General features: G+C 72.6%; 10 protein-coding genes. 7 read left to right on the top strand and 3 right to left on the bottom strand.

The genetic code is table 11. The features are described 5' to 3' along the window. Window positions 1-277: 277 nt before the first annotated feature. Window positions 278-1927, bottom strand: a complete 1650-nt coding sequence (locus AQJ84_RS12090; protein ID WP_030043089.1) for a M4 family metallopeptidase — start codon at window positions 1925-1927, stop codon at window positions 278-280. Between the two features lie 226 nt (window positions 1928-2153). Between AQJ84_RS12090 and AQJ84_RS12085 the strand changes: the two genes are divergently transcribed. Next, entirely contained in the window at window positions 2154-2585 is a 432-nt protein-coding gene (locus AQJ84_RS12085) for a gamma-glutamylcyclotransferase family protein (RefSeq protein WP_053190601.1), read from the top strand. Between the two features lie 101 nt (window positions 2586-2686). Here AQJ84_RS12085 and AQJ84_RS12080 read toward each other — a convergent pair whose 3' ends face one another. Next, window positions 2687-4996, bottom strand: a complete 2310-nt coding sequence (locus tag AQJ84_RS12080) for a molybdopterin oxidoreductase family protein (RefSeq protein ID WP_030043091.1) — start codon at window positions 4994-4996, stop codon at window positions 2687-2689. Window positions 4997-5315: 319 nt separating this feature from the next. Between AQJ84_RS12080 and AQJ84_RS12075 the strand changes: the two genes are divergently transcribed. From AQJ84_RS12075 to AQJ84_RS12065, 3 genes are read left to right on the top strand one after another with little or no spacing between them, the layout of a single operon-like run. Next, window positions 5316-6878, top strand: a complete 1563-nt coding sequence (locus AQJ84_RS12075; RefSeq protein ID WP_053190574.1) for an amino acid adenylation domain-containing protein — start codon at window positions 5316-5318, stop codon at window positions 6876-6878. Next, entirely contained in the window at window positions 6875-8143 is a 1269-nt protein-coding gene (locus AQJ84_RS12070; RefSeq protein WP_053190576.1) for a ferredoxin reductase domain-containing protein, read from the top strand. The genes AQJ84_RS12075 and AQJ84_RS12070 overlap by 4 nt, the downstream gene beginning before the upstream one ends. Window positions 8144-8161: 18 nt before the next feature. Further along, on the top strand, window positions 8162-8929 hold the full coding sequence (locus AQJ84_RS12065) for an enoyl-CoA hydratase-related protein (protein ID WP_030043096.1): 768 nt from the start codon (window positions 8162-8164) through the stop codon (window positions 8927-8929). Here AQJ84_RS12065 and AQJ84_RS12060 read toward each other — a convergent pair. After that, entirely contained in the window at window positions 8916-9602 is a 687-nt protein-coding gene (locus AQJ84_RS12060) for a SanA/YdcF family protein (protein WP_030043097.1), read from the bottom strand. The genes AQJ84_RS12065 and AQJ84_RS12060 overlap by 14 nt on opposite strands. Window positions 9603-9917: 315 nt before the next feature. On the opposite strand from AQJ84_RS12060, the gene AQJ84_RS12055 reads away from it, so the two are divergent. From AQJ84_RS12055 to AQJ84_RS12045, 3 genes are all read left to right on the top strand, one after another. After that, window positions 9918-10724, top strand: coding sequence for a sirohydrochlorin chelatase (locus AQJ84_RS12055; protein ID WP_053190603.1), 807 nt, complete (start codon window positions 9918-9920; stop codon window positions 10722-10724). A gap of 480 nt (window positions 10725-11204) precedes the next feature. Next, window positions 11205-12485: a deoxyguanosinetriphosphate triphosphohydrolase gene (locus AQJ84_RS12050; protein WP_030043100.1), complete on the top strand. Its 1281-nt coding sequence runs from the start codon at window positions 11205-11207 to the stop codon at window positions 12483-12485. A 176-nt stretch (window positions 12486-12661) separates the two neighbouring features. Then, window positions 12662-13927 carry an NAD(P)/FAD-dependent oxidoreductase gene (locus AQJ84_RS12045; protein WP_030043101.1) on the top strand — a complete coding sequence of 422 codons (1266 nt, stop codon included), beginning with the start codon at window positions 12662-12664 and terminating at the stop codon, window positions 13925-13927. The last annotated feature ends 69 nt before the right edge of the window (window positions 13928-13996 follow it).

The raw sequence follows: 13996 nt of genomic DNA, 5'->3' as shown, positions 1-13996 counted from the left end.
GGGGCGAGCGTGTGAACGGGTGACCAGGACGACCGCGAGTGCGCCGTCTGAATGACCACAACCAATTGTTGACGATATCTCTGACCGTGCGGGTGGCGGGGCCGCCTTCCCGAAGAGGAGTCTGGCGATCCGGGTCCGGGACGAGCTGGGGACGCTGTTCCGCGACCACGGGCCTGGGACGGGGGAGCCCGGTGCGAGCGTCGACTCGCACCGGGCTCCACGTCTGCGTCAGCCGACAGCGTCCGCGGAGGCGGGGCGCCTCACGCGTCGACCCGGCTCACCCCACGTCGACCGCACTCCAGGCCGCCGCCACCGCGTCGGTCTCCGCGCTGTCGGCCCCGTACAGGTCCCTCGCCGCGCTCAGCGTGGCCTTGCGGGCGCCCGCGTAGTCGGTGGAGGACGTCATGTAGACGGTCAGGGCGCGGTACCAGATCGCTCCCAGCTTGCCCCGGCCGATTCCGGTGACCGAAGAGCCGTCGCAGGTGGGCGAGTTGTAGCCGACGCCGTTCACCGTACGGGTGCCGCTGCCCTCCGCGAGGAGGAACGCGAAGTGGTTGGCGACGCCGGAGGAGTAGTGGACGTCGAGGTCGCCCAGGCCCGCGGTCCAGCAGTCCGCGGACGCCCCGTCCTTGGACGGCTTGTCCATGTAGCGCAGGGCTTCCCGCCCGAAGCCGGAGCGGACGACCTTCTCGCCGATCAGGTAGTCGCCGGGGTCGGACTTGTTGGCGGCGTGGAACTCGACCAGCGTGCCGAAGATGTCGGAGGTGGCCTCGTTCAGACCGCCGGACTCGCCCGAGTACGTCAGCGCCGCCGTCTTCGACGTCACACCGTGCGACATCTCGTGGCCGGCCACGTCCAGCGACACCAGCGGACCGAGCTGCGTCCCGTCACCGTCGCCGTACGTCATGCAGAAGCAACTGTCGTCCCAGAAGGCGTTGTTGTACCGCGTCCCGTAGTGCACCCGGTTGTAGGACCCCTTGCCGTCGTCCGCGATGCCGTTACGGCCGTGGACGTTCTTGTAGTAGTCCCACGTCACGTCCGTGCCGTACTGCGCGTCCACCGCCACCGTCGCGCGGTCGGCGGCCGTGCCGGTGCCCCAGTGGTTGTCCCCGTCGGTGAACACCGTCGAGGGCGCCCGGCTCAGGCAGACGGTCAGCAGGCACAGGTCGTTCTGGTTGGCCGCGTCACCGGTGTACGTGTTCCCGCGCGTCGCGTCCTTCAGCTGGTACGTCGATCCCGACAGCGTCGTCCGCAGCGGAACCGTGCCGCCGTACAGGGACTTGCCGTCGCCGGAGGCCGTCTCGATGGTGTCCCAGGCGTCGATCTCGGTGCCCGTGCCGGCGTCCGTGAGGATGGTCCGCGCGACCGGGTTGCCGAGGGAGTCCTGCGCCACCGCGTCGGTCTGCCACACCAGCTTCGGCGCACCGTGCAGCACGTCGACGACCAGCTGCGGCTTGGCGGTGATCCGTCGCAGGGTCTCACCGAGGTTGGCGGCGCGCAGCGCGGCGGCCGCCAGGTCGGCGGCCTTGGGGGCGGCGAGCTTCGGGGTGACGCTCGCGAGGGAGAGCGCGCCCCGGGTGGCCTGGTCGGCGCCGCGGTAGCTGCCGTCGGGCGCCAGGTGGACGACGAAGTCGCCGCCCAGGACCGGAAGATGGCGGTACGTACGGTCGTAGCGGATGTGCTGTGTGCCGTCCGCGTCGACGACCACGTCCCGGACGGCCGTGCCCTGCGCGTCGGTGAGACCCAGCGCCGCGGCCCGGTGCACGAGCGCCGCCGCCGCGTTCTCGATGGCGGAGGCCCGGGTGGGCCGGTCGGCCGCGGCGGCGGTGGGGGTGAGCGCGGCGGCCAGCAGGGTGGCGGTGGTGGCGGCGACTGAGGTGGTGGCGAGACGGCGGGAACCTCGGGCGTACGGCCGTATACGGCTCATCGGTCTCCTAGGGAGGACGCCTGAAAGGCGTGCGGTGTGGGGGGCGTGCGCAGTGGGGCGGGCGCAACCGGGGAAGGTGGGCATGCGCAGGTGGGGGCATGGGCGTGCGCAGGTGGGGGCGTGCGCAGGTGGGGGGCGTGCGGCGACAAGGATCTTGACGACGATTCAAGGTGCCCCCGACATGTCGTGTCCATGGAGCGAATGGGGAGGTGTGTGAGGGGTGAGAATCGTTTCTGTGAGCGACCGGAAACTGCCCTTCTTCGTCTACGGCACCCTCCGCCCCGGCGAGGCCAATCACGGCCTCTTCCTGCGCGGTCGCACCCGGTCCGAGGAGCCCGGCCGGCTCGTCGGCGCGGTGCTGTACGACGGGCCCGGCTATCCCTACGCGGTGTGGGGACGCGGGGGAGTGGTCCACGGCGAGGTCGTCACCGCACTGCCCGAGGCGTACGGGGAGTTGCTGGCCGCGCTGGACCGCCTGGAGGAGTACGTGCCGGGCGATCCGCGCAACCTCTACGAACGCGTGGAGTGCGAGGTGACCCTCGGGGGAGAGGGGCGGGCCGTGCGGGCGTGGGTGTACGTCGCCGCGCCCTCAGTGGCCGCACGCCTGCGCGCCCGTGGGACACCCATCGGGAGCGGCGACTGGCTGGTGCGCGGCTGAAGCGGGCATGACGGCGGGCCGAGCCGGACGGCGGGCCGAGCCGGCACGGACGGGCCCAGCCGGCACGGCGGTGACGGTCGGGCCGGTCGTCCGGCCCCCGTTCACCCGCGCACGGCCTCCAGGCGGACCGCGCACGCCTTGAACTCCGGCATGCGGGAGGTCGGGTCGAGGGCCGGGTTGGTCAGGGTGTTGGCGCGGCCCTCACCCGGCCAGTGGAACGGCATGAAGACGGTGTCGGGCCGGATGCCGGTCGTGATCCTGGCGGGCGCGACCGCGCGTCCGCGCCGGGACACGACGGCGATCGGGTCCCCCTCCCCGGCGCCCAGCTGTTCCGCCAGCCGGGGATGCAGCTCCACGAACGGGCCGGGCGCGGCGGCGTTCAGCTCGTCGACGCGCCGGGTCTGGGCGCCGGACTGGTACTGCGCCACGACCCGGCCGGTGGTCAGCAGCACGGGGTAGTCGTCGTCGGGCTCCTCGGCGATCGCCCGGTGTGAGACGGCGACGAACCGGGCCCGGCCGTCCGGGGTGGCGAACCGGTCGAGGAAGAGCCGGGGAGTGCCGGGGTGTGCGTCGCCGAGGTCACCGGCCGGCGCGGGACCGTCGCCGCCGGGGGCGCCCGGGGTGGCGCCCGCCGGGTCGTTCGCGGTGTCTGCCGGGGCGTTGGCTGTGCCCGCCAGGTCATTCGCGGCGCGGGCCGCGTGGGTTGCGGCGCCGGCCACGTCGTTCGCGGCGCCGGCCACGTCATTCGTCGTGCCGGCCGCATCGTTCGTCGTGCCGGCCACGTCGTTCGCGGCGCCGGCCAACTCGTTCGCCGGGCACGGCCAGAAGACGCCGTTCTCCTCCGCCAGCCTGCGGTAGGTGATCCCGGAGTAGTCCGCGGGTCCGCCCGCGCTCGCCCGGCGCAGCTCCTCGAAGACCTCCTCGGGGTCGGTCGGGAAGCCCTTCTCTACGCCGAGCCGGTCGGCCAGTTCGCGCATCACTTCCAGGTCGCTGCGGATGCCCTCGGGCGGGGTGATGGCCTGCCTGCGCAGCAGCACCCTGCCCTCCAGGTTCGTGGTGGTGCCCGTCTCCTCCGCCCACTGGGTGACCGGCAGGACGACGTCCGCGAGGGCGGCGGTCTCCGACAGCACGACGTCGCACACGGCCAGGAAGTCCAGCGACCTGATGCGCTCCTCGACGTGCGCGGCGCGCGGCGCCGACACGACCGGGTTGGACGCCATCAGCAGCAGGGACCTGATGTCCGTACCCAGCGCGTCCAGCAGTTCGTACGCACTGCGCCCGGGGCCGGGAAGGCTGTCCGGGTCCACGCCCCACACCTCGGCGACATGCCGTCGCGCGGCGGGGTCGTCCAGCTTGCGGTAGCCGGGCAACTGGTCGGCCTTCTGGCCGTGTTCGCGCCCGCCCTGTCCGTTGCCCTGCCCGGTCAGGCAGCCGTAGCCGGACAGCGGGCGCCCGGCCCTGCCGGTCGCCAGGCACAGGTTGATCCAGGCGCCCACCGTGTCGGTGCCCTTGGACTGCTGCTCGGGTCCGCGGGCGGTGAGCACCATCGCGGACTCCGGCTCGCAGAACATCCGTACGGTCTCGCGGAGTTGCGGAACGGACACCCCCGTGATCCGTTCCACGTACTCCGGCCAGTGCGCCATCGCGGCGGCCCGGGCGTCCTCCCAGCCGACGGTCCGCTCACGGACGAACTCCTCGTCGACCCGTCCCTCGGCGACGACCAGGTGCAGCAGCCCGAGCGCCAGCGCCAGGTCGGTGCCCGGCCGGGGCGCCAGATGCAGGTCGGCCTGCTCGGCGGTCTTCGTGCGGCGCGGGTCGATGACGATCAGCGTGCCGCCGTTCTCCCGCAGCTCGTTGAAGAACCGCAGGGACGGCGGCATGGTCTCCGCGAGGTTGGACCCGACCAGGATCACGCAGCCCGACTTCGGGATGTCCTCCAGCGGGAAGGGCAGACCCCGGTCGAGGCCGAAGGCCTTGATGCCGGCGGCCGCCGCGGACGACATGCAGAAGCGGCCGTTGTAGTCGATCTGCGAGGTGCCCAGCACCACGCGCGCGAACTTGCCGAGCGTGTACGCCTTCTCGTTGGTGAGCCCGCCTCCGCCGAAGACCCCGCACGCGTCCGGGCCGTGCTCCGCGCGCGTCCGGGACAGCCCCTCGGCGATCCGGTCGAGTGCCTCGTCCCAGGAGGCGGGCACCAGCGTGCCCTCGGAGCGCACCAGCGGGGAGGTCAGTCGGACCCGGGACGACAGCACCGCCGGCGCGGTACGGCCCTTGCCGCACAGCGCGCCCCGGTTCACCGGGAAGTCCGCGCGCTCGCTGACCTCGACGGTCCCGTCCGGAGCGGGGGTCAGGTTCATCCCGCACTGCAGGGCGCAGTACGGGCAGTGCGTGGGCGTGGCGGAGTTCTGCATGTCCTCCAGCGTGCTTCGACCGTGTTACGCGGACGGGGGCTCCCTGTTACGCGCCCGGCACGGCGACCTCCCCGTCGCCGGTCCGCCGCCGTGAGGCGCACACCTGCCCAGCACTCAGTCGCCGCCGGAGGGTACGGAAGTTGCCGTTGATGTGAAAGGCGTCACATGTGGCGCGTTCCGTTCCGTGATTGGCCGAGCACGCCTCGTTGAGCGTTGAAAGACCGGCCTGCACACTGGCTCCGCGCGCGACCCCGTACGGCGTTCGACACCCGGCATGCCCGCCGTTCATCGAAACAGCCAGCCAGGAGGTCCCCCCAACATGCCCCTGCGCCATTTAACCCCCCGTGACCGGCATCTTTTCCAGCGGTACGGCCATGGCCCCACGGTCGCCGTCCCGGACCCCTTCGTCCACCACGCCGTGGCCCGGTGGGCCGCGTCCGCGCCGCACTCCGTCGCCGCCGAGCACCTCGGAGCGACGATCACCTACGGCGAGCTCGACCGGTACGCCGAAGCCCTCGCCGCCCGCCTCGTCCGTGAGGGCGTACGCCCCGGCGACCACGTCGGACTCTTCGTCCGCCGTTCGATCCCGATGGTCGTCGGCCTGCTCGGCATCCTGAAGGCGGGCGCCGCCTACGTCCCGCAGGACGTCGCCCTGGCGCCCGAGTCCCAGCTCGCCCATGTCGTCCGCACGGCCGGCACCCGCGTGGTCCTCACCCTCGCGGAACACGCCCACCGCGTTCCGCTGCCGGACGGCCACCGCGTGATCGCCCTCGACGAGCCGCTGCCGTACGTGCCCGGCCCCCGCCGCGCCACCGGCGGTGAACCCAGGGCCCCGCGCCCGCGCGTCCGACCCGACGACGGCTGCTACGTCCTGTTCACCTCCGGCACCACGGGCCGCCCCAACGGTGTGAAGGTCACCCACCGCAACGTCGCCAACATCCTGCTCACCCAGCCGGGCGGCCTCGGCATCCGCCCCGGCGACCGCGTGGCCCAGCTCCTCAACGTCGCCTTCGACATGGCGGCCTGGGAGATCCTCGGCTGCCTCGCGCACGGCGCCACCCTCGTCATCCGCGGCAGGGACATCGCGGCGGCGGCCCGCACGGCCACCGTGCTGATCGCCACCCCGACCGTGCTGTCCGGCGTCGACCCCGCCGCCTGCCCACGCGTCCACACGGTCGCCGTCGCGGGGGAACCCTGCCCGCGCCCGCTCGCCGACCGCTGGGCCCGCCGCGCGGCGTTCTTCAACTGCTGCGGCCCCACCGAGACGACCATCGTCAACACCATGGGCCGTCACGACCCGGCCGACCCGCTGCTGACCATCGGCCGCCCCACCCCCAACAACACGGTCTACGTCCTCGACGCCGACCGCAGGCCCCTGCCCGTCGGCGAGGTCGGCGAGATGTGGGCGGGCGGCGACTGCGTCTCGGCCGGCTACCTGGGCGACGACCGGTTGAACGCCGAGCGCTACGCCCCCGACCCCTTCCTCGGCGGCGACCGCCGGATGTTCCGCACCCGCGACCTGGGCCGCTGGACCGCCGACGGCACACTCGAACACCTCGGCCGCACCGACGACCAGGTCAAGGTGCGGGGCTTCCGCGTCGAACTCGACTCCGTCTCCTCGGTACTGGAGTCGGTCGAGGGCTGCGGGCGCGCGGTGACGTTGCGGAGGGACGCGCGCAACCTGGTGTCCTTCGTCTGCCCGGCGGACGTCGACCCGGACGTGGCCCGCCGCGCGGTGGCGGATGCCCTGCCCTACTACTGCGTGCCCTCGGACGTCCTGCCGCTCGCGTTCCTCCCGGTGACCGACCGCGGCAAGATCGACAAGCAGGCGCTGCTGCGGCTGGCCGAGGAGCGGACCGCTCTCCAGGAGGCGGCCCGATGACGACCTCACTCGACCGCGAGGCCGTCGAGGCCGTCGAGCTGCCCCCGCTGCTCCCCGCCGCCCGCCGCCTGCTCAAGCATCCGCGCCTGATGCACCACAACCGCCTGGCGGCGCTGGTGATCCTGGCCAACCTGGTGTTCCTGGGCGTCGGCTGGCCGCTGTCGACGCCGACCCTGGGGCACGCCTCGATCGCCAACCTCGCCCTCGCGATCGTCGTCCGCCAGCAGTACGTCATCAACCTCCTGTTCCGCCTCGCCACTTGGCCGTCGCCCCGTTGGCCGCTGCGGGTCCGCTGGACGCTGGGCAAGGTCTACCACTTCGGCGGACTGCACGTGGGCGCGGCGCTCGCGGGCGCGTGCTGGTTCCTGGCGCTGACGGTCGCGGTGACCGTGGAGGGCGGCGACATCACGCTGACAGCGGTGAGCTGGACCCTGGTGGCACTCCTGGCCGTCATCGTCGCCACCGCCCTGCCCGCCTTCCGCTCCCGCCACCACGACCACTTCGAGAAGATCCACCGCTTCGGCGGCTGGACGGCACTGGCCCTCTTCTGGACGCACACCCTGCTGTCCACGCCGGGGCCGGTCCCGCTCACGGTCCTGTCCGTGGTCACCTTCAGCGTCGCCCTGCCCTGGCTGCGGCTGCGCAAGGTCGACGTACGCGTCGAACGCCCCTCGTCCCACGTGGTCCTGGCCCGCTTCGACCACGGCGAGACCCCCTTCGCCGGCTCCTCCACGGCGGTCAGCCGCAGCCCCCTGAAGGAATGGCACTCCTTCGCCAACGTCCCGACGCCCGGCGAGTCCGGCTTCCGGCTCACGATCTCCCGGGCCGGCGACTGGACGGGCTCGTTCATCGACGACATGCCGTCCCGGGTCTGGGTGAAGGGCATCACCACAGCCGGTGTCGCCAACATCGAGACCCTCTTCACCAAGGTCGTCTACGTCGCGACAGGCAGCGGCATCGGCCCCTGCCTGCCCCACCTCCTCGCCGCCGAGGTCCCCTCCCGCCTGGTCTGGGCGACCCGCGACCCGCGCACCACCTACGGCGACGCCCTCGTCGACGAGATCCTCGCCGTCCAGCCGCACGCCCTCATCTGGGACACCTCCCGCGACGGCAAACCCGACATGGTGCGCCTCGCCTACGAGGCCTACCGCGACTTCGGGGCGGAGGCGGTGATCTGCATCTCCAACAAGAAGCTCACCTGGCAGGTGGTGCACGGCCTGGAACGGCGCGGGATTCCCGCGTACGGCGCGATCTGGGACTCGTAGACCCGAGAGGGGAAACCGATGGACACCATCAAGATCGAACGGCACGACCGCGTGGTCACCGTACGCCTGCACCGCCCGCACGTCCGCAACGCGCTGAGCGGCGAACTCCTCGCCGAACTCCTCGCCGCCCTGCGCCCGCTGGACGCGGACCCCGAGGTCGGTTGCCTCGTCGTCACAGGCTCGGAGCGGATCTTCGCGGCGGGCGCCGACATCAAGGAGATGGCGTCGAAGACGGCCGTGGAGATGGCGGCCGAGGACTACTTCGCCGCCTGGGAGGAGTTCGCGGACCTCCGCACCCCGAAGATCGCGGCCGTGGCCGGGCACGCCCTGGGCGGCGGTTGCGAACTGGCGATGATGTGCGACCTGGTGATCGCGGGGGAATCGGCGGTCTTCGGCCAGCCGGAGATCAAGCTCGGCGTGATCCCGGGCATCGGCGGCACCCAGCGCCTGACCCGTCTGGTGGGCCGCGCCAAGGCGATGGACCTCGTCCTCACCGGCCGCACGATGGACGCCCGCGAGGCGGAGGCCGCCGGCCTGGTCTCCCGGGTCGTCCCCGACGAGCGCGTCCTGCCCGAGGCCCTCGAAGCGGCGGCGACCGTCGCCTCCTACAGCCGTACGGCGGTCAGGGCGGCCCGCGAGTGCGTCGACCGGGCCCTGGAGACCGGCCTGCGCGACGGCGTCCGCTTCGAACGCCGGGTCTTCCACGCCCTGTTCGCGACGGAGGACCAGAAGGAGGGCATGACCGCGTTCCTGGAGAAGCGCGCCCCGCGCTTCACCGGCCGCTAGCGAGCGCCTCGGTGACCCCCGGTTCCCTCGGTCCGAGGAACCGGGGGTCCGGCTCGAACACCGCGTCCAGGGCCGCCTTGCCCGCCGCGAAGATCTCCCGGGCGCCCCCGTAGTACCAGGTCGCGTCATGCCTGGCCTCGACCCCGACGCCGTACGACGTCACCCCCGCCGCCTGGCACAGCGCGACCGCCCGCCGGATGTGGAAGCCCTGGCTGATCAGCACCGCCCGGTCCACGCCGAAGATCTTCTTCGCGCGCACACAGGAGTCCCAGGTGTCGAAGCCGGCGTAGTCGCTGACGATCCGTCCGTCCGGCACCCCGTGCCGGGTCAGGTACGCGCGCATGGCGTCCGGCTCGTCGTAGTCCTCGCGGCTGTTGTCACCCGTCACGAGGACCACCTCGATCCGGTTGTCGCGGTACAGCCTCGCCGCCGCGTCCAGGCGGTGCGCCAGGTACGGCGACGGCTCCCCGGCCCACAGCCCGGCGCCGAACACCACGGCGACCTCGGTGCGCGGCACGTCCGCGGCCGTCCGCAGCCGGTCGCCCGCCACGGTGTACATCCAGGTCGCCGGCAGCAGCGCCAGCACGCACCCGGCCATCACGGCCTGCACCAGCCGGCGCTGCCCGGCACGGGTGCGCGGCAGGCGTGGTCTGCGCGGCTTCGGCAGTCGCATCGGACGGTCCCTCCCCGGTCGGCATGTCGACAGTCAGAGACGCCCCGCCGGGGCCGACGGTTCACTCCCGCCTATGTGACCACCTTCACTCCGTACATCGAAACCGCAGGTCAAGCCACCTCACACACCCCCTGTACCCCACCGTGAACCCCCGGAAAAAACCCGTCATTCCCGTGCAACGGGGCGGCAACCTCGCGCCGCCACCATCGGTTCATGACGGCGACGAGAAAGTCGAACGTTCCGCGCGAGAAGACCACGACCCGCCCCGGCGCCCAGCCGCTCCCGGGGGCCGACCTCGACAGTACGGCGCACCTCATGAACCGGATCAGCAGCCAGCTCGCCAACCAGCTCAGCCTCGTCTCGCTCGACGGCAGGCGGCGCCCCGAGCCGCCCGCGCTCGTCGTCGTGGCCCACGGCAGCCGTGACCCGCGCACGCTGAACACGGTCCACACGCTCCTGGAGCGCGTGCGCGAACTGCGCCCCGGGCTGCCCGTGCGCCTCGGCCACATCGAGCTGAACGAGCCCCTGCTCCCGGACACCCTCGCCTCCCTCGGCACCGGCGAGGCCGTCTTGGTGCCGCTGCTCCTCAGCCGCGGCTACCACGTCAAGCGCGACATCCCCGAGATGGCCGCGGCCGCCCTGGCCCGCACCCGCATCGCCGCCCCGCTCGGCCCGCACCCGCTCCTCGTGGACACCCTGCACGCCCGGCTCGTCGAGGCCGGCTGGCGCACCCGCATGGACGAGGCCACCCGCCGTGCCAGCGCGGTCGTCCTCGCCGCGGCCGGTTCCCGCGACCCCGAGTCGGCGGTGGACACGGGCCGCACCGCCCGCCTGCTCTCCCAGCGTCTGGGCGTGCCGGTGGTCCCCGCCTACGCCACCGCGGCCACCCCGACGGTCGACACGGCCCTCCGCGCCCTCGCCGCCCGCGGCCGCCACCGCGTCGCCGTCGCCTCCTACTTCACGGCCCCCGGCCTCTTCGCCACCCAGTGCGCGGAGAAGGCCCCCTGGATAGCCTCGGCCCCCCTGGGCACCCACCCGGCGATGGCCCACCTGGTCCTACACCGCTACGACCAGGCCCTGGCAACCCAACCCAGGACGCAACCGGCACTGGCCTCGGCCTGAAAAACACCGGGAAGGACCGACGCCCTCCAGGGGCGCGGAGAACGGCACGACCAGCCCCGCGGCCTCGGCTTAGCAATGCCGGGAAGGGCTGTCGCCCTCCAGGGGCGCGGGGAACGGCGCGATCAGCCCCGACGGACGCGCCACTGGCCTCGGCCTAAGAACGCCGGGAAGGACCGACGCCCTCCAGGGGCGCGGGGAACTGCGCGCCCAGCCCCGACGCACCGGCACTCGACCCGCCTCGGAAGCACCGGCGAGGACCGACGCCCTCCAGGGGCGAGGGGAACGGCGCGATCAGCCCCGACGGACGCGCCACTGGCCTCGGCCTAGAAATGCCGGGAAGGGCTGTCGCCCTCCAGGGGCGCGGGGAACTGCGCGACCAGCCACGACGCACCCGCGGCCGCCCGACAACACACCACCCGTCAGACGCGCGACCGCACCGCCGCACCCCAATTGTCAGTACGTGCCCGTACTGTCGAGGTCATGGAAGGCGAACACCACATCCCACCCCCCGGCTACGAACCGGCGTCAGTCGAGCGATGGGCCACAGAACCCGACAAACGCCCAGGCCGCACCGCCTTCCAACGCGACCGGGCCCGCATCCTGCACTCCTCCGCGCTGAGAAGACTCGCCGGCAAGACCCAGGTCGTCACACCGGGCACACGCAACGAGGCATGGGACGCCAGCCCCCGCACCCGCCTGACCCACTCCCTGGAGTGCGCCCAGGTCGGCCGCGAGCTGGGCGCGGCCCTCGGCTGCGACCCCGACCTCGTGGAGGCCGCCTGCCTGTCCCACGACCTCGGCCACCCCCCCTTCGGCCACAACGGCGAACAGGCACTGAACGAGTTCGCCCACGACTGCGGCGGCTTCGAAGGAAACGCCCAGTCCCTGCGACTCCTCACCCGCATCGAGCCCAAACGCTTCACCGCGGAAGGCTCCGTCGGCCTCAACCTCACCCGTGCCGCCCTGGACGCCGCCACCAAGTACCCCTGGCCCCGCGGCGGCCACCCCACCGACCCCCAGTCCTCGAAGTTCGGCGTCTACGACGACGACCGCCCCGTCTTCGACTGGGTCCGCAAGGACGCCCCCGGCACCCGCACCACCTTCGAGGCCCAGGTCATGGACTGGTCCGACGACGTCGCCTACTCCGTGCACGACGTCGAGGACGGCCTGCACGCCGGCCACCTCGACCCCGACTCCCTGCGCGCGGAGCCCGAACGGCAGGCGGTCTTCGAGGTAGCCCTCGGCCGCTACGTGCCCGCGGACACCGACCCCGCGGAACTCGCCGAGGCCCTCGACCGGCTCCAGGACCAGCCCTGGTGGCCGCACGTCTACGACGGCTCGGCCGTCGCCCAGGCCCGCCTCAAGGACGCCACCAGTCAGCTCATCGGCCGCTTCTGCCTCGCCGCCGAGGCCGCCACCCGCGCCGCGTACGGCACCGGCCGGCTCACCGGGTACGGCGCCGAACTCGTCGTACCCCGTGCCACACGCCTGGAGTGCGCGGTCCTCAAGGCGGTCGCCGACCGGTACGTCATGCAGCGGGCCGAGCAGGAGCTGCTGCGGGCCGACCAGCGGATCGTGGTGGCCGAGCTGGCCGAGGCGCTCACCCGGCGCGCTCCCGACGGCCTGGAACCCCAGTTCCGGGCGCTGTTCGACCGGGCCGCCGACGACCGTGCCCGCAAACGGGTGATCGTCGACCAGATCGCCTCCCTCACCGACGCCGCGGCCCGCTCGCTTCACGCGCACCTGACGGGGCATCCGTGACCATGCGATCCATGAGCGGAGCGCATGAGCACAGCGCACGAGCAGGGAGAGGCTCGCGTGACGTGAAACCCGCCCGAAGGTGACCCTCCGTGGCCTGATCGGGCCACTCCCTCTTCCCCCATCACGCTCCGTGCGGGACGCTCCAATGTGGCGGCACCCTTACGAGGAGGCATCAAGTGGTCGACGCGGATCAGACATTCGTCATCGTCGGAGGCGGTCTCGCCGGTGCGAAGGCGGCCGAGACGCTCCGAACGGAGGGCTTCACCGGCCGCGTGATACTGATCTGCGACGAACGCGACCACCCGTACGAGCGTCCGCCGCTCTCCAAGGGCTACCTCCTGGGCAAGGAGGAGCGCGACAGCGTCTTCGTGCACGAACCCGCCTGGTACGCGCGCCACGACATCGAGCTGCACCTCGGCGAGACCGTCGACGCCGTCGACCGGACCGCCAAGACGGTCCGCTTCGGCCAGGACGGCACACTCGTCCACTACGACAAACTGCTCCTGGCGACCGGCGCCGAACCCCGCCGCCTGGAGATCCCGGGCACGGACCTCGCGGGCGTCCACCACCTGCGCCGCCTCGCCCACGCCGAGCGCCTCAAGGGCGTCCTGGCGGCCCTGGGCAGGGACAACGGGCACCTGGTGATCGCCGGCGCCGGCTGGATCGGCCTGGAGGTCGCGGCGGCGGCCCGCGAGTACGGCGCGGAGGTCACCGTCGTCGCACCGTCGCCGACCCCGCTGTACCACGTCCTCGGCCCCGAGATCGGCAACCTCTTCGCCGAGCTGCACCGCGAGCACGGTGTCCGCTTCCACTTCGGCGTGCGGCTCACCGAGATCATCGGCCAGGACGGCATGGTTCTCGCCGCCCGCACCGACGACGGCGAGGAGCACCCGGCGCACGACGTCCTCGCGGCGGTCGGCGCGGCCCCGCGGGTGGCTCTCGCCGAGGCCGCGGGCCTGGAGATCGCCGACCGGGCGCACGGCGGCGGTGTCGTCGTCGACGAGCGCCTGCGCACCTCGGACCCCGACATCTACGCGGCCGGTGACATCGCCTCCTTCCACCACTCCCTCTTCGACGCCCGGCTGCGCGTCGAACACTGGGCCAACGCGCTCAACGGCGGACCGGCCGCCGCCCGCGCGATGCTCGGCCAGGACACCACCTACGACCGCGTGCCCTATTTCTTCTCCGACCAGTACGACATGGGGATGGAGTACAGCGGCTGGGCGCCCCCGGGCTCGTACGACGAGGTGGTGATCCGCGGAGACGCCGGCAAGCGGGAGTTCATCGCGTTCTGGGTGAGGCAGGGCCGGGTGCTGGCCGGGATGAACGTGAACGTGTGGGACGTCACAGAGCCCATCCAGCAGCTGATCCGTGGCAAGGCCCGGGTGGACACCGAGGCACTCGCGAACCCGCACGTTCCGCTGGACAGCCTCACCTCGTGACCCCGCGAGGTCGATCGCCCGTGGCCGGTCACCTCGCCCCATGAGTGTCGGTTCCGCCCCGTAGACTCA

It is taken from the genome of Streptomyces resistomycificus (genome assembly GCF_001514265.1).
In the GTDB taxonomy this organism is placed as follows: domain Bacteria; phylum Actinomycetota; class Actinomycetes; order Streptomycetales; family Streptomycetaceae; genus Streptomyces; species Streptomyces resistomycificus.
This window is presented reverse-complemented; position numbering and strand designations above follow the sequence as displayed.